Genomic DNA, 16,712 nt, shown 5'->3' on the forward strand with positions numbered 1-16,712 from the left:
TTACTCTCAGATAGGTTTAGCACACCTGCGCGGGCTTCTGTTTGTCCGCCCAGCTCAGAAGCTGATCGGTCAGCAATAATTCGCGATTCACTGACGCTATATGCAGTAACTGCTCGCGACAGCGCATCCATGCCAGGGTACTGCTGTTGAGCGCGCTGGCTGAAAAGTATCCGGCCAGCAACTGCACCACATCCTGACGGTCAATATTACTCAGCCACTGACCTGCATTTTGCTGCCATTTCATCGCATCCAGCAGTAAAGAGAGCAGCCAGCCGATACGTGCTGCCGCATCGTCAGCATTCAGCGCAGGCAGCAGTTGCAGGATGTCCTGCTGCAATGCCGCGGGCAGCGCATCGCAAAGCTTTTGCCGCGCCTGCCACGGCCCGTTTTCCAGCAGGCTGAGCGCCGCGCCCGGCGCACCTGCGCTGAGGCGTAGCGCCGCCAGCAGCATCTTTTCATCGTGCGAGGACTGCTTTTTCAGCCAGAGCAGACTTTGTCCTTCATCGGGCGGCGTCAGATGCAGCGTCATACAGCGACTGCGCAGCGTGGCCAGCAGACGTGACGGATCGCGACTGCTGAGGAAGAACCAACTGTTGGCTGGCGGCTCTTCCAGCGTTTTCAGCAGGGCGTTGGCCGCCGCTTCCGAAAGCTGCGCGGCATCCGGCAGCCAGACTACTTTCGCGCCGCCCTGCTGACCAAAGTGATACATTTTTTCTGTCACCTGCCGCACCGCGTCGATGCCCAGGGTACTTTTGCCCTTCTCCGCCTCTAACCGATACCAGTCAGGATGCGTGTTAGCCTGCATCAGCTGGCAACCGTGGCACGCTCCACAACTTTTCAGTCCATCCGGCTGCTGGCACATCAGCCAGCGGCTCATCCCCCAGACCAGCGCGTCATCGCCCATCCCAGCCATCGCCTGGATCAATAGCGCATGATGCGCGCGATTCTCCTGATGCTGGCCAATCACCTGGCGATAAGGCTGATTCAGCCACGGATACCAGTTCATCACATCTGCTCCGCCAGCCAGCTGTCCAGCGCCATCTGAAGTGACGCTGTCACCTCGGTCAGTGACTGAGTTGCATCGATAGTCAGGATAGTGGGATCGTCTGCGGCCAGCGCCAGATAGCGTGTACGGGTACGTTCAAAGAAGCGCAGCGACTCCTGCTCGATGCGATCCAGCTCACCGCGCGCACGGGCGCGCTGCAGGCCGATTTCAGGCGTGACATCAAGATAGAGCGTCAGATCGGGACGGAAATCGCCCAGGACTGCATCTCGCAGCGTCTGCATCAGTTCGCTGTCCAGACCACGGCCACCACCCTGATAAGCCTGAGAGGAGAGATCGTGACGATCGCCAATTACCCATGCACCGCGAGCCAGTGCCGGTTTGATTACGGTCTCCACCAGCTGAACCCGCGCCGCATAGAGCATCAGCAGTTCGGCTTTATCCGTCACCTGCTCACCCTCAATGCCCTGCTTGACTAACACCCTGAGCTGTTCTGCGAGCGGCGTACCGCCAGGCTCACGGGTAAAAACCAGATCACTAATGCCACGAGCGCGCAGTGTAGCGACGATGGCGTCGCGTGCGGTGGTTTTTCCGGCGCCTTCCAGGCCTTCGATGACGATAAACTTACTGTTCATTTTTTTCCTTTAGCGTCTGCCGGTAGACCTGCACCGCCTTATTATGGCTGGCGAGGTTGGTGGTAAACGTATGTCCGCCCTTGCCGTCTGCAACAAAGTAGAGATAGTTCGTTTTCTCGGGATGGGCCGCTGCCTGCAGTGAGGCTTTGCCCGGCATCGCGATCGGTCCCGGCGGCAGACCATTAATGATATAGGTATTGTACGCGCTCGCCGTCTCAAGATCTTTGCGGGTCAGCGTACCGTTATAGCTGTCACCCATGCCGTAGATCACCGTGGGATCGGTTTGTAAACGCATACCTGTGCGCAGGCGATTGATAAACACCGAGGCCACGCGCGCCCGCTCTTCGCTGACGCCGGTCTCTTTCTCAATGATCGAGGCCAGGGTCACCAGATCCTGTGGCGTTTTGTACGGCAGATTATCCGCCCGTCCCTGCCAGACCTCATCGATGGTTTTCTTCATCCGCTCATGCGCGCGTTGCAGCAGCGCCATATCGGTCGTATTGGCGGTGTAGAGATACGTGTCCGGGAAGAAGTTGCCCTCCAGTTGCTCAGGCTCCACGTTGAGTGCGCTGGCAAGCGTGGCGAACTGATCATCTTTCAGAGTGTGACGGATATAGGGCGCTTTACGCAGCTCATTGAGCCACTCTTTCAGCCGCTGCCCCTCCACAAACCGTAAAGGGAACTGCGCCTCTTTACCACTGGCCAGCAGCTGTAACAGCGCGCGCACGGTCATGGCCGGTTCAAGGCGATAGGTGCCCGCTTTAAAGGTCGCCAGCTCCGGCTCCAGACGCAGCAGCGCGCCAAACCAGATACTGTGTGGAATGATGTTTTTCTCTTCCAGCTGTGCCTGGAGCGCGACCCGGCCCGTACCGGCTGGCAATGTGTAGATTGTTTCCTGCTTAATGGTCAACGGGGTAGCCGCAAACTGCTTAACCTGCCAGTAACTCAGCGCAGCCGCGAGACCCACAATCGCCAGCAGGCTGACGAGAATTTTTTTGCTTCGAATCATGATGCATCCATTATCTTTTTACAGCCTGCGTGCAACTGATTAAACAGCGAGCGCTCAGTAAACTGTACGGCTTCTATCTGTCGGACCGGCAGAACCGGCATCAGCGCGTTACATATCACCACTTCATCAGCGGCCAGCAGCTGTGCCGGTTCGCTTTTTATCACCTGACAAGCCTGACCTGCTGCTGCAAGTTGCGCCATCAGACTTCGCCGCATAATGCCATCCACGCCTGACGCGGAGATATCAGGCGTAAAAATTTGCCCGCCCTGCCGCCAGAATAAATTGGCCGCACAGCATTCCACCACCCAACCTTCAGTGTCAAGCACCAGCGCCTCGTCAGCGTCTGTCTGGTCAAGATGAGCCCGAATCATCACCTGTTCCAGCCGGTTAAGGTGCTTGATACCGGCAAACTGCGGGTTTCGCGCCAGACGAATCGGACTCAGCCGGAGTAAAGCTCCCCGCTGCCGTAAATCGGCGTAGTGTAGCGGCCAGGGCGCCAGCAAAACGACCCGGGTGGGTTCACCACAGCCGCGCCGGCTGTAACCCCGTCCGCCGCTGCCCGCGCTGATAATCACTTTCAGCACCGCCTGCGCCTGCTCATGCGCGGCCTGACTCATCTCAGCCTCAAGCTGATCCCAGTCGACGCCGCCAATCCATAACCGCTCGCAGCCCGCTTTGAGGCGCTGGATGTGGCTTTCCAGCAGCACGATTTTCCCCTCGCGCACAGCAGCGGTAGTAAAACAGCCATCCCCAAACTGCAGGCCGCGGTCGCTGGCGGCCAGCGTCGATTGTTTGAATCCGTTAATCCACATGGTTCTCTCCTGAGCGTGACCCGTGATTTCAGCGCATTCTGCAGGATAAAAAAAGGCCCGCATCGCGGGCCTTTTTAACAATCTGCAACGATTACACTTTACGGAAGATCAACGAACCGTTGGTTCCACCGAAACCAAAGGAGTTACACAGGGTGTACTCCAGACCGGGAACCTGACGCGCGGTGTGCGGCACGAAGTCGAGATCGCAGCCTTCATCCGGATTGTCCAGGTTAATGGTCGGTGGGATGGCCTGGTCGCGCAGTGCCAGAATCGAGTAAATTGATTCAACAGCGCCTGCGGCACCCAGTAAGTGTCCGGTCATTGATTTGGTTGAGCTGACCATGACACTGCTGGCTGCTGCCCCAAAGACCGATTTCACCGCCTGCGCTTCCGCTTTATCACCGGCTGGCGTGGAGGTACCGTGCGCGTTGACGTAGCCAATCTGCTCTGGCGTAAGCTGAGCATCACGCAGCGCATTGATCATGGCCGCCGCTGCACCTGAGCCATCTTCTGGTGGTGAAGTCATGTGGTAGGCATCGCTACTCATACCAAAACCTACGATTTCTGCGTAGATTTTCGCACCACGTTTCTTCGCATGTTCGTACTCTTCGAGCACCACAATGCCAGCGCCGTCACCCAGCACAAAACCGTCACGATCTTTATCCCACGGGCGGCTGGCCGCTTGCGGGTTATCGTTACGGGTTGAAAGGGCGCGTGCTGCACCAAATCCACCGACGCCTAATGGCGTGCTGGCCTTCTCTGTGCCACCCGCCAGCATCACGTCAGCATCGTTATAGGCGATGATACGTGCGGCATGACCGATGTTATGCACACCAGAGGTACAGGCTGTCGCGATAGAGATGCTTGGACCTTTCAGGCCATACATGATGCTGAGATGACCCGCCACCATGTTAACGATGGTTGAAGGCACAAAGAATGGGCTGATTTTACGCGGGCCGCCGTTGACCAGTGAGGTATGATTCTCTTCAATCAGACCTAAGCCACCGATACCGGAGCCAATTGCTGCGCCCATACGGCTTGCATTTTCATCGGTAATAACCAGACCGCTGTCCTGCATGGCCTGCATACCGGCCACAATGCCGTACTGGATGAAGGCATCCATCTTGCGCTGATCTTTGCGCGAGATGTAGTCATCACAATTAAAATCTCTTACCAGACCTGCAAAACGGGTTGCATAAGCACTGGTATCAAAATGGTCGATCAGGGTAATGCCGCTCTGACCGGCAAGGAGAGCACTCCAGGTAGACTCTACGGTATTGCCGACAGGAGACAACATGCCAAGACCAGTCACAACTACACGACGCTTAGACACGTTCGTCCTCCAGGGAGGGGAAATAGGGAACTATGTTGGACAAACAAAAAATCAGGCGGTCGAGCGACCGCCTGAAGATATTCATTAGCCTTTATGGCTATTGATGTAGTCGATCGCTGCCTGAACGGTAGTGATTTTCTCAGCTTCTTCGTCTGGAATCTCAGTATCAAACTCTTCTTCCAGAGCCATCACCAGCTCAACGGTATCAAGAGAATCGGCACCCAGGTCTTCTACGAAAGATGCAGAGTTGGTGACTTCTTCCTCTTTCACACCCAGCTGCTCACTGATGATTTTCTTAACGCGTTGTTCGATATCGCTCATACTATTTAATTTCCTATCAAAACTCGCTTACGCGATGGTTTTCGTAGTGTATAAAATGGTGAAAAAGATGCAACAAAATCCCGGCTGGTCGAACCACGATTTTGCGTTATTTTGCGGTTTTAACCGCAAATAAAGCAAATGATTTCGTGATTTATCAGACCATGTACATTCCGCCATTGACGTGCAGCGTTTCACCTGTGATGTAGGCTGCTTCGTCAGAGGCTAAAAATGCCACAGCATTGGCGATTTCCTGTGCATCGCCTAAGCGACCCGCAGGGACTTCCGCCAAAATACCGGAACGTTGATCTTCGTTCAGTGCCCGCGTCATGTCAGTCTCAATAAAGCCTGGAGCCACGACGTTGACGGTAATGCCACGTGACGCGATTTCGCGCGCCAGTGATTTGCTAAAGCCAATCAAACCCGCCTTTGCTGCTGCGTAGTTTGCCTGGCCCGCGTTACCCATGGTGCCAACAACGGAACCAATGGTGATGATACGGCCCACGCGCTTTTTCATCATGGCACGCAGGACCGCCTTAGAAAGGCGGAATACCGATGTGAGGTTAGTATCCAGGATATCCTGCCACTCATCGTCCTTCATGCGCATGAGAAGATTATCACGCGTAATGCCTGCATTATTGACTAAAATATCCACTTCGCCAAATTCAGCGCGAATATTCTCTAAAACGCTGTTAATTGAATCAGCGTCAGTCACGTTCAGTAACAGGCCTTTACCCTTGTCGCCAAGGTAAGCACTGATGGCATCGGCGCCACTCTGGCTGGTTGCAGTTCCTACCACTTTGGCACCACGTGCCGCCAGTGTTTCTGCAATCGCACGACCAATGCCGCGACTCGCGCCGGTAACCAGCGCAACTTTACCTTCAAAGCTCATGATTTTCCTCTTATTCCTTACCGAGTGCAGCCGTCAGGGATGTCGTATCGTTAACGGCAGCCGCTGTCAGGGTATCGACAATACGTTTAGTCAGACCGGTCAGGACTTTACCTGGACCCATCTCCAGTAGTTGTGTCACGCCCTGTGCCGCCATCGCTTCCACGCTCTCGGTCCAGCGAACCGGGCTGTAGAGCTGACGAACCAGCGCATGACGGATGGCCGCAGCGTCAGTTTCCGCTTTCACATCGACGTTATTGATCACCGGTACTGCAGGGGCATTAAAGGTAATGCTTTCCAGGGCAACGGCCAGTTTATCGGCAGCGGGCTTCATCAGTGCGCAGTGAGAAGGCACGCTGACCGGCAGCGGAAGAGCACGCTTAGCGCCCGCAGCTTTACAGGCAGCACCCGCACGTTCAACGGCTTCTTTGTTACCCGCAATAACCACCTGGCCCGGCGAGTTGAAGTTAACCGGTGAAACGACCTGGCCCTGCGCGCTTTCTTCACACGCTTTACGGATAGCCGCGTCATCCAGGCCAATAATTGCCTGCATTGCGCCGGTGCCTTCTGGCACCGCTTCCTGCATCAGTTTGCCGCGCAGTTCAACCAGCTTCACCGCATCCGCAAAGTTAAGCACACCCGCACAAACCAGCGCCGAATATTCGCCCAGGCTATGACCGGCCATCAGGACAGGCTGTTCACCGCCCTGCTGCTGCCAGACACGGTAGATTGCTACAGAGGCGGCTAACAGTGCAGGCTGAGTCTGCCAGGTTTTGTTCAGCTCTTCAGCCGGCCCCTGACTCACTAACTGCCACAAGTCATAGCCCAGCGCGTCAGAGGCTTCACGGAAGGTCCCTTCTACCAGCGGATACGTCGCCGCTAATTCAGTCAGCATGCCCACAGTCTGTGAACCCTGACCCGGAAAAACAAATGCAAATTGCGTCATCTTCTGTTCCTGTCAATCAAAAGCGAACCAGCGCAGAACCCCAGGTGAATCCACCACCAAAGGCTTCCAGCAGAATAAGGTGTCCGGGTTTGATGCGGCCATCACGCACCGCTTCATCCAGTGCGCTGGGCACCGATGCAGCAGAGGTATTGCCATGGCGATCCAGTGTGACGACCACTTTATCCATGGTCATACCGAGTTTTTTCGCGGTAGCGCTGATAATGCGCAGGTTAGCCTGATGCGGTACCAGCCAGTCCAGCATTTCACGATCGAGATTATTGGCCTGCAGCGTTTCATCAACGATGTGGGCCAGTTCGGTGACGGCAACCTTGAAGACTTCGTTACCTGCCATAGTGACATAGGCAGGCTGATCCTGATGGGCACGATCCTGATAAGGCAGCGTCAGAAGCTGTGCATAGCGACCATCAGCATGAAGATGGGTAGAGATAATTCCCTGCTCTTCGCTCTGGCCCAGCACGACCGCACCCGCGCCATCACCAAACAGAATGATGGTGCCGCGATCGTCCGGATCCAGTGCGCGTGCCAGGACATCAGCGCCGATGACCAGAGCATGCTTAACCGCGCCATTTTTGATGTATTGATCAGCTACGCTCAGTGCATAGGTGAAACCTGCACAGGCAGCAGCAAGGTCAAAGGCCGCGCAATCTTTGATTTCCAGCATTTGCTGGATCATGCAGGCGGAGCTGGGGAAAGCATGGCTGGACGACGTTGTGGCGACAATAATCAGCCCAACATCGTTCGCGTCAATGCCTGCCATTTCAAGCGCGCGTTGCGCCGCGCTGAATCCCATGGTGGCGACGGTTTCGTCAGGCGCAGCAATGCGACGCTCACGGATGCCGGTACGGGTAACAATCCACTCGTCCGACGTCTCCACCATTTTTTCCAGATCGGCATTGGTGCGAACCTGGCTGGGCAGATAACTGCCCGTACCGATAATTTTGGTATACATCTAGGCTTTGTCACTCCTGGCTAATACAGCATCAAGGCGCGCAGCAATTCGCTCGGGAATTTGCTGCCTCACCGCCTGCTCTGCCTGTTCTATCGCCACGGCGAAGGCGTGTTGATTTGCTGCGCCGTGACTCTTGATCACTGTTCCGCGCAATCCTAACAGACAAGCGCCATTGTACTGGTCAGGGTTGAGTTGTCCGAAGCGCTTCGCCAGACGTTTCTGGATTAAGCGCCCCAGCAACTGAAGCCACCATGACCGTTTTTTACTTTCCCCTGATGACTTCAGCAGAGAAAGAAACATTCTTACCACGCCTTCCATCGTCTTCAGCGTGACGTTTCCGACAAAACCGTCACAGACCATCACATCTGTTTTACCGGTAAGCAGTTCGTTACCTTCAAGGTAACCAATATAGTTGATTTGCGGTGATTCTCGCAGCACTACTGCGGCGTCGCGGATGGTTTCCAGCCCCTTGGTCTCTTCGTGACCAATATTAAGCAACGCGACGCGGGGCCGTGGAATACCAAGCACATGCTCAGCCATCACCGACCCCATCACAGCAAACTGCACCAGCATCGCACTGTCTGAGCCCACATTCGCACCCAGATCCAGCACCACGGTTTTACCCTGTTGCTGATGCGGTAAAACGGACATCAGCGCAGGACGCTTAATCCCATCCAGCGGTTTTAATAAGAGTGTCGACAGCCCCATCAGCGCACCGGTATTGCCAGCGCTGATGCAGGCCTGTGCACGTCCCTCTTTAACCATCTCCAGTGCCACGCGCATTGAACTGCCGCGACTGTTCCGGATGGCCTGAGCGGGCCGCGCATCACTTGCAATAACCGATTCGGCAGGGATAACCTGCAAACGCCCCATCAGGGAGGAATCCGCTTTGGCAAGCAATGGCGTGAGGGTGTCGGGATGTCCGACCAGAAGAAGGAATAGTTCCGTATGAGAGGCCAGTGCCTGCAATGCTGCAGGCACTGTCACGCAGGGACCAAAGTCCCCGCCCATGGCATCAATCGCCAGGGTCAAACGTGTCAAGGTATCGCCTTGCTAAGCAAGAAACTTACTTAACGATAACCTTGCGACCGCGGTAGTAACCGTCCGCAGTGATGTGGTGACGCAGATGAGTTTCGCCAGAAACTTTATCTACTGACAGAGCAGCAGTGGTCAGCGCATCGTGTGAACGACGCATACCACGCTTAGAACGGGTGGGTTTATTCTGTTGTACGGCCATGGACCTTACTCCTATTACTTACGCTTTAAACTGGCTAATACGGCAAATGGATTTGGTTTCTCCGCCTCTGCAGGCAGTTTGCCAAAGACCATGTCCGCCTCGGACACTTCACAGTGTTCAGAATCGTGCACCGGAACGACCGGCAGCGCGAGAATCAGTTCATCCTCGACAACCGCCAGCAGATCGATCTCACCAAACTCGTTGACATCGACCGGCTCGTACGCTTCCGGTAGTGCCTCGGCCTGCTCTTCAGAAGAGACAGGGCTGAAGCAATAACTCACTTTTACGTGATGGGGAAAGGTCTGGTTGCAGCGCTGACAACGTAACGTCACCTGTACTTCAGCAGTACCCGTCAGTACCGCCAGACGTTGGTTATCAACCGCAAACGACATGGCACAATCCACATCACTGTCCACACTAACGACCGACTCGGCCACACGCTCCACCTGAACAGATGTGTAGACACCCTGATAATCAAGGCGCTTCTGAGCGGTGCGGACAGGGTCCAGCGTTAGGGGTAATTTTACCTTTTGCATAGGGCGCGCATATTAACTTTGTAATGTCATAGAGTCAAAGAAAAAGGCCGTTAAACAGCATCTTTCAACCACTATTCGCATCCAGTGCGGCGCACAGTTTAAAATGACTGTCACCAATTCGCTATCACTATTGAAAAAAAATGACGCCATCAATTCTTTTAGCTTCAACCTCGCCCTTTCGGCAGGCATTACTGCGCAAGCTGGGCCTGCCTTTTATTACCGCTGCGCCTGAGGTGGATGAGTCACCGCAGCCCGGTGAAAATGCCGAAGCGCTGGTCACCCGTCTTGCTGTAGCGAAAGCGCAGGCGCTGGCAAAAGCCTGGCCTGATCACTGGATAATCGGCTCAGATCAGGTCTGCGTGCTGGATGGCGCGATCGCCGGTAAGCCTCATACGGCAGAGAATGCGCGGGCGCAACTGCGTGTCGCCAGCGGTCAGGCGATTACCTTTTACACCGGGCTGGCTCTTTTTCATCCGGCCAGCGGCAGGCTGCTGCAGTGTTGCGAACCCTTCGTGGTGCATTTCCGCTCCTTAACGGACGCTGAAATCGCCGGGTATGTGGAAAAGGAGCAGCCGCTGCAATGTGCAGGTAGTTTTAAAAGTGAAGGTCTGGGAATTTGTCTGTTTGATCGGCTGGAGGGGCGCGATCCTAATACGCTGGTCGGGCTGCCGCTGATTGCACTCAACGGAATGTTGCAGCAGGCCGGCATCAACCCTTTAACGGACTGATGCCGGAGAACGATTACACTTTCAGCTGACGCAGCTTATTCAGGCACTGCTTCAGGCCATCATCCAGCGGCGCTTCAACACGCATGACTTCGCCAGTGCCGGGATGAGTAAAGGTCAGTGCCGCCGCGTGCAGGAACAGGCGTTTCAGACCTGTTGACGCCAGCTGACTGTCAAAGTCACGTTCGCCATAGCGATCGTCGAAGGCAATGGGATGCCCGGCGTGCAGCGTATGTACACGAATCTGGTGGGTGCGTCCGGTGACCGGACTTGCTTTCACCAGCGTGGCAAACTCAAACCGCTCTTCCACTTTAAAACGGGTTTCAGAGGCTTTACCTTCGCTGCTGACACGCACGACACGCTCACCGCTCTGGAGAATATTTTTCAGCAGGGGAGCCTGAACGACCTTAAGATGTGACGGCCAGTTGCCGCGCACCAGGGCCAGATAATCTTTCTGCATCCCCTTTTCACGCAGTTGCTCGTGCAGGGAACGCAGCGCCGAGCGTTTTTTTGCGACCAGCAGAATGCCCGAGGTGTCACGATCCAGGCGATGCACCAGTTCCAGGAAGCGCGCTTCCGGGCGCAGCGCACGTAGCCCTTCAATCACCCCAAAACTGAGTCCGCTGCCGCCATGCACGGCAGTGCCAGAGGGCTTGTTCATCACCAGCAGCGACTCATCCTCAAAGAGGATAGCGTCCGCCAGCGAAGCGACCTTTGCCAGCTTAGGTGATACGGCATCTTCATCGCGTTCCGCTACCCGGACCGGTGGAATGCGTACCTCATCACCCTCCTCCAGCTTGTACTCAGGCTTGACGCGCTTTTTATTCACCCGTACCTCGCCCTTGCGTACGATGCGATAAATCATGCTCTTTGGCACACCCTTGAGCTGGGTGCGCAAAAAGTTATCAATGCGTTGTCCGGCATTTTCAGCCGTGATGGCGACAAAATGTACGCCGGGATTCTCTGTTTTCATGGCGGCGATTCTAAATAGTGTCCCCTGATAGCGCCACCCCTTTTTCTGTGCTTAACTCTGGGGTTGATGTGATGGCAGGTCGCTTCTCTGCTGGCTTTTTCAGCAAACCGCTGCTTTGTCCGACACATTAGCAAGTTAAATGTAAAGAAACTTCACAAGCTGGCTAAAGTCGCCTTGCTATATGAAGGTTAGCAATGGAATAATGCCTGAGTTTCTTAACTGAAGCATTTCAGTGCAGAAACCGAGCGAAATTGTCATTTTGCCGGATTGAGCAGACACGCAGCAATGGCGTAAGACGTAATGCGAAATCAGGCACTTAGCGGGCTGCGGGTTGCGGCCTGGACAACAGTATGGGATGCACGGGTTTTCTTTATTCTCTCAGGCATTTCCACTATCTGGTGCTGTTTTTCCTTATGAAAAACAGGCCACCGACGTTATTTGCGCCCCTCGCGCGGTCGACAGCCGTGAGGTTGACGACATTGCACTAAGTCACGGGGCCATCGGTTGATACTCGTCCAGGGTAACTATGCCCGCAGCTGTAATCACTCATGAAAGAATAACGAGTAAGTCACGATGAAAAGAATGTTAATAAACGCAACTCAGCAGGAGGAGTTGCGCGTTGCCCTGGTTGACGGTCAGCGTCTGTACGATCTGGATATTGAAAGTCCTGGACACGAACAGAAAAAAGCCAACATCTACAAAGGTAAAATCACTCGCATTGAACCCAGCCTTGAAGCTGCGTTTGTCGATTACGGCGCAGAGCGTCACGGTTTCCTCCCGTTAAAAGAAATTTCCCGCGAATATTTCCCCTCCAGCTACAACGCACATGGTCGTCCGAATATTAAAGACGTGCTGCGTGAAGGCCAGGAAGTCATTGTTCAGATCGATAAAGAAGAACGCGGCAATAAAGGCGCTGCACTGACGACCTTTATCTCTCTGGCGGGCAGCTACCTGGTACTGATGCCGAATAACCCACGTGCAGGCGGTATCTCTCGCCGCATCGAAGGTGACGATCGTACCGAACTGAAAGAAGCGCTGTCGGCGCTGGATCTGCCGGAAGGCATGGGCCTGATTGTGCGTACTGCCGGCGTCGGTAAATCTGCCGAGTCGCTGCAGTGGGACTTAAGCTTCCGTCTCAAGCACTGGGAAGCGATTAAGAAAGCTGCTGAAAATCGCCCTGCTCCGTTCCTGATCCATCAGGAGAGCAACGTGATTGTGCGTGCCTTCCGCGACTATCTGCGTCAGGACATCGGTGAAATCCTTATCGATAATCCGAAAGTGCTGGAACTGGCGCGTCAGCATATCGCGGCGCTGGGTCGTCCGGACTTCAGCAGCAAAATTAAGCTCTACACCGGTGAAATCCCGCTGTTCAGCCACTACCAGATCGAATCGCAAATCGAATCCGCTTTCCAGCGTGAAGTCCGCCTGCCTTCCGGTGGATCGATTGTGATCGACAGTACCGAAGCACTGACCGCTATCGATATCAACTCAGCACGCGCCACGCGCGGCGGTGACATTGAAGAGACTGCGTTCAACACCAACCTTGAAGCGGCCGATGAGATTGCCCGTCAGCTGCGCCTGCGTGACCTGGGCGGCCTGATCGTTATCGATTATATCGATATGACGCCGGTACGCCATCAGCGCGCTGTTGAAAACCGTCTGCGTGAAGCTGTCCGCCAGGACCGCGCCCGCATTCAGATCAGCCACATTTCACGTTTCGGCCTGCTGGAGATGTCCCGTCAGCGTCTGAGCCCGTCATTAGGTGAATCCAGTCATCATGTCTGCCCACGCTGTAGCGGTACCGGCACTATCCGTGATAACGAGTCACTGGCGCTGTCCATTCTGCGTCTGATCGAAGAAGAAGCGCTGAAAGACAACACCAAAGAAGTTCACGCCATTGTTCCGGTTCAGGTTGCGTCTTACCTGCTGAATGAAAAACGTGAAGCGGTCAACGCGATTGAAAAACGCCAGGGCGGCGTGCGGGCAATCATTGTTCCTGATGACAAGATGCAGACCCCGCACTACTCCGTGCTGCGCGTACGTAAAGGCGAAGAGACGCAGACCCTGAGTTATCATCTGCCGAAGCTGCATGAAGCCGAAATGGCCATGCCGTCGGAAGAGGAACATGCTGAGCGCCGTCGTCCTGAGCAGCCTGCTCTGGCCGCCTTTGTGATGCCTGATGCGCCTCCTGCGCCGGTAGAAGTTGAGCCAGAAGTGAAGCGCGCTGAAGCTCAGCCAGCAGCAAAATCAGCCCCGGCTGTCGCTGCACCCGCGACCGTCAGCACCGGTTTCTTCGGGCGTCTGCTTGGCGGCCTGAAAAAAATGTTCGCTGGCGAAGAAGCGCCTGCTGCTGCGCCAGTGGCCACTGAGGTTGCTGAAACGCAGAAAGCAACTGAAGAGCAGGAAAGCAACAGTGGCCGTGGCGAGCGCCGCAGCAACAATAACAACCGTCGTAACAACAATCGTCGTGAGCGTACGCCGCGTAACGGTGATAATGCACAGTCTCGTGAAGGCCGTGAACCACGCGAAAGTCGCGAGCCGCGTGAAAGCCGTGAACCGCGCGAAAGTCGTGAGCCACGTGAAAGCCGCGAGCCGCGCGATGGCAACGATAACCGTCGCAACAAGCGTCAGTCTCAGACGGGTGAAGTACGCGAAGAGCGTCCGGCACTGAGCGAAGAAGCGCGCCAGCAGCGTGACGAGCAGCAGCAACAGCGCCGTGAACAGCGTGCTGAACGTCAGCGTCGTCGTCAGGAAGAGAAACGTGCCGGTGAAGAAGCGGCCAAAGCGGCTGAGCAGCCAGCAGTCGTTGCTGAAGCCCTGAGCGTCACTGAGGCGCAGGATGATGAACGCGTTCAGGTTATGCCGCGTCGTAAGCCGCGTCAGCTGAACCAGAAGGTGCGTGTTGATGATAACCGTCAGCCTCTGCCAGCCGAAGCCAGCGACATCGCTCCGCCTGCTGAAGGGCGTCAGGCACAGCCAGCTGACGTTGCTCAGACACAGCCTGATTTCCAGGCTTCGCAGAGTGACGAGCAGGATGATAACGATAACCGTGATAACGCCAATATGCCGCGTCGTTCACGTCGTTCGCCACGTCATCTGCGCGTCAGCGGACAGCGTCGTCGTCGTTACCGTGATGAGCGTTACCCGACGCAGTCAGCAATGCCGCTGGCTGCTGCCGCTGCTTCACCTGAAATGGCATCCGGTAAAGTCTGGATTCGCTATCCGGTGAGCCAGGCCAGCGAAGAGCAGGTTCAGAATGTAATGCACGAGACGCCAGCTTATAACAGCGAAGAGACTGCAGACGTGACCCATGCGCTGCCGGTTGCTGCCGCCGTTGAATCGGTTGCTCAGGACGCGCCAGTGCAACAGGCCGAGCCGCAGGCAGAAACGCCAGTAGCGATCGTCAACACTGACGATACCCGTGCTATCGACGCCCCGGTTGACGAGCAGCCTTCTGTTGTTCCGGCTGCTGATGAAGCCAAAGCGGAAGCGGTAGCGGCTGAAGCTGTGCCTGCTGAGCCCGTCGCTGAAACGCCAGTGTCACAGCCTGCTGACCTGGTCACCGAAACAGCGGTGGTAACGCCAGCCGCTGAAGTTTCACAGCCTGCAGACGTTGCAGAGCAGTCAGCTACTGATGTCAGTGAAGAGATCGCCGCAGAGGTGGAAGAAGTGCTGAACGCGCCGGTTGCTGCTAACGCTGAAAGCGCGCCAGTCAGTGAACCTCATGCCCCGGTTGCCGCTCGCGATATCGCGCCTGCAGCACCGGTAACGGCGGTCGAGCCTGGTGCATCAGCGCCTGCTGCTGAAGCGGTGCCAAATGACGGTACGCGCTGGAAGCACTATGCCTCTGCACCGATGACCAAAGCGCCTGCGCCGGTCTGGCAGTCAGAGCCTGCTCCGCACAGTGACTGGGTACGGGCACCTTATGAGTTCGATGGTCGCGGTTCTGCGGGTGGTCATAGCGCCACACATCAGGCCACTGCCCCGGCGACAAAGCCGTAACGCATAAGCTGTTGTAAACTGAACCCCGGCCTGAAAGCCGGGGTTTTTTTATGGCGTCGATTCAGTCATCAGGCCGTCAAAGGGGAAATAACCAACCCGTTTAATTCGTCAGCCATCAGTAAAGAGGGCGTCAGGCACGCTGGCCGTAATAAAGTGCGGGAAAGCATCAGGCAGGCATGCGGCGGGATAGCGTGAAGTGAGGAAGCAAAAAAACCAGACAGGCAGGCTTTATGACCAATCGCCCTGCCACCGGCTGAATCACAGGCAAAAAAATCCCACCTTCCTTTAGCAGGAGGGTGGGAAAAAGTAAGCGCATCCGGTTAAAGTACGCTCAAAATTTCAGGTCAGACTACGAATTCATCTGGAACAGTGACATCTTAGACATATCAGTAAAGGTCTTATAAGAAGCCTGAAGTGCTGTCTGCTGCATGGTGTAGCTGGAAGCCGCTTCAGTTAAATCCACGTTAACCAGGTCACTCATCTGCGAGCTGTAAATCACTTTACGGTCATCACCCTGCGCATTCAGCGTATCGATTTCACCAAGCTGAGTACCAATCTCAGAAACCACGGTTGAGACATTATTCAGCGCATTACCCAGCCCGCGGTTGGTTTTATCCATTGCGGCCTGGAAGGTCTGTTTAGTCGTGGCGTCCGCATCATCCTGCGGGACTTTTAATGCCGCAATAGCGCTATCCAGCATCTTAAACACATTGGTTTCGCTGGCGCTGCCATCCGGCTCTTTGGTGGCATTGCCGGTGATTGACATGAAGATGCTGTCACCGGTATGCGCCACGGTCATGGTACGGCTGGTATCAACCTTCTGGGTGATCGCTTCGGTGCCGCCAGCATAACTGACGCCCGTGCCTGCCGTATCAACAAACGGCGCGCTGTCAGTTTTATAGCCGGCAAAAATATAGCGGCCATTGGCATCTTTGCTGTTGGCCAGGTTAAGCAGCTGTGAGCGGATCCCCTCCAGCTGAGTGGCAATCGAGCCACGGTCATCGTCACTCAGCGTACCGGTTGAGCCATTGACGATCAGCGTCTGCGCCGCAATGATGCCATTGGTAACGCCCTTCAGCGTATTGTCTTCCAGTGACAGGCCCTGCTCAGCAAAGGTACGCGCCAGCGCATACTGTTCACCCTGCTGCTGAGTCTGAGTCAGCACAACAGCACGTGACGCGGCAATCGGGTCATCGGAGGGATTCGTTACACGGCGACCGCTGGAGAGCTGCTCACCCACTTTCAGCCAGGAGGCTTGCGAGTCAGTAATGCCGCGCACCTGCTGTTCAAAAATCATATTTGTACTGATTCGCATGTTATCTCC

Annotated in this window: 16 protein-coding genes; 2 read left to right on the plus strand and 14 right to left on the minus strand. The window is 55.4% G+C overall.

Annotated elements, in window-relative coordinates:
• Positions 1-16 precede the first annotated feature (16 nt).
• The 12 genes from holB to yceD all read right to left on the minus strand — a co-directional run bounded on the left by holB (position 17) and on the right by yceD (position 9,688).
• Positions 17-1,006 carry a DNA polymerase III subunit delta' gene (gene holB / locus K6R05_RS11590; RefSeq protein WP_161733761.1) on the minus strand — a complete coding sequence of 330 codons (990 nt, stop codon included), beginning with the start codon at positions 1,004-1,006 and terminating at the stop codon, positions 17-19.
• Positions 1,006-1,638, minus strand: a complete 633-nt coding sequence (gene tmk / locus K6R05_RS11595) for a dTMP kinase (protein ID WP_161733763.1) — start codon at positions 1,636-1,638, stop codon at positions 1,006-1,008. Before tmk ends, holB begins: the two co-directional genes overlap by 1 nt.
• Positions 1,628-2,647 (minus strand): cell division protein YceG, encoded by a 1,020-nt coding sequence (gene yceG, locus K6R05_RS11600; RefSeq protein WP_222924191.1) that lies wholly within the window; start codon positions 2,645-2,647, stop codon positions 1,628-1,630. Before yceG ends, tmk begins: the two co-directional genes overlap by 11 nt.
• Complete coding sequence (gene pabC / locus K6R05_RS11605; RefSeq protein ID WP_161733768.1) at positions 2,644-3,459, minus strand: aminodeoxychorismate lyase; 816 nt, start codon at positions 3,457-3,459, stop codon at positions 2,644-2,646. Before pabC ends, yceG begins: the two co-directional genes overlap by 4 nt.
• Positions 3,460-3,550: 91 nt before the next feature.
• The gene (gene fabF / locus K6R05_RS11610) at positions 3,551-4,792 is read right to left on the minus strand and encodes a beta-ketoacyl-ACP synthase II (RefSeq protein ID WP_222924192.1); all 1,242 of its coding nucleotides are present in this window, start codon (positions 4,790-4,792) and stop codon (positions 3,551-3,553) included.
• Positions 4,793-4,876: 84 nt separating this feature from the next.
• On the minus strand, positions 4,877-5,113 hold the full coding sequence (gene acpP, locus K6R05_RS11615; RefSeq protein WP_003849865.1) for an acyl carrier protein: 237 nt from the start codon (positions 5,111-5,113) through the stop codon (positions 4,877-4,879).
• A gap of 154 nt (positions 5,114-5,267) precedes the next feature.
• On the minus strand, positions 5,268-6,002 hold the full coding sequence (gene fabG / locus K6R05_RS11620) for a 3-oxoacyl-ACP reductase FabG (RefSeq protein ID WP_013357455.1): 735 nt from the start codon (positions 6,000-6,002) through the stop codon (positions 5,268-5,270).
• A 10-nt stretch (positions 6,003-6,012) separates the two neighbouring features.
• Positions 6,013-6,945 carry an ACP S-malonyltransferase gene (fabD, locus tag K6R05_RS11625; RefSeq protein WP_161733772.1) on the minus strand — a complete coding sequence of 311 codons (933 nt, stop codon included), beginning with the start codon at positions 6,943-6,945 and terminating at the stop codon, positions 6,013-6,015.
• Positions 6,946-6,961: 16 nt separating this feature from the next.
• Positions 6,962-7,915 carry a beta-ketoacyl-ACP synthase III gene (locus K6R05_RS11630; protein ID WP_161733774.1) on the minus strand — a complete coding sequence of 318 codons (954 nt, stop codon included), beginning with the start codon at positions 7,913-7,915 and terminating at the stop codon, positions 6,962-6,964.
• Complete coding sequence (plsX, locus tag K6R05_RS11635) at positions 7,916-8,956, minus strand: phosphate acyltransferase PlsX (RefSeq protein ID WP_161733776.1); 1,041 nt, start codon at positions 8,954-8,956, stop codon at positions 7,916-7,918.
• A 25-nt stretch (positions 8,957-8,981) separates the two neighbouring features.
• Positions 8,982-9,152, minus strand: a complete 171-nt coding sequence (gene rpmF, locus K6R05_RS11640) for a 50S ribosomal protein L32 (protein WP_003849870.1) — start codon at positions 9,150-9,152, stop codon at positions 8,982-8,984.
• 14 nt (positions 9,153-9,166) lie between these two features.
• Positions 9,167-9,688, minus strand: coding sequence for a 23S rRNA accumulation protein YceD (gene yceD / locus K6R05_RS11645; protein WP_008925931.1), 522 nt, complete (start codon positions 9,686-9,688; stop codon positions 9,167-9,169).
• Between the two features lie 140 nt (positions 9,689-9,828).
• Between yceD and K6R05_RS11650 the strand changes: the two genes are divergently transcribed.
• A complete protein-coding gene (locus K6R05_RS11650) occupies positions 9,829-10,416 on the plus strand; it encodes a Maf family protein (protein ID WP_161733778.1) in 588 nt (195 codons plus the stop codon).
• 13 nt (positions 10,417-10,429) lie between these two features.
• Here K6R05_RS11650 and rluC read toward each other — a convergent pair whose 3' ends face one another.
• Positions 10,430-11,386 (minus strand): 23S rRNA pseudouridine(955/2504/2580) synthase RluC, encoded by a 957-nt coding sequence (gene rluC, locus K6R05_RS11655; RefSeq protein ID WP_161733780.1) that lies wholly within the window; start codon positions 11,384-11,386, stop codon positions 10,430-10,432.
• A 573-nt stretch (positions 11,387-11,959) separates the two neighbouring features.
• Here rluC and rne point away from each other — a divergent pair.
• Positions 11,960-15,388, plus strand: coding sequence for a ribonuclease E (rne, locus tag K6R05_RS11660; protein ID WP_222924193.1), 3,429 nt, complete (start codon positions 11,960-11,962; stop codon positions 15,386-15,388).
• A gap of 349 nt (positions 15,389-15,737) precedes the next feature.
• Here the strand turns inward: rne and flgL are convergent, their stop codons facing one another.
• Positions 15,738-16,703: a flagellar hook-associated protein FlgL gene (gene flgL / locus K6R05_RS11665; protein WP_161733784.1), complete on the minus strand. Its 966-nt coding sequence runs from the start codon at positions 16,701-16,703 to the stop codon at positions 15,738-15,740.
• Positions 16,704-16,712 lie beyond the last annotated feature (9 nt).

Origin of the sequence: Pantoea alfalfae, from assembly GCF_019880205.1 — a bacterium.
GTDB classification, from domain to species: Bacteria; Pseudomonadota; Gammaproteobacteria; order Enterobacterales; family Enterobacteriaceae; genus Pantoea; species Pantoea alfalfae.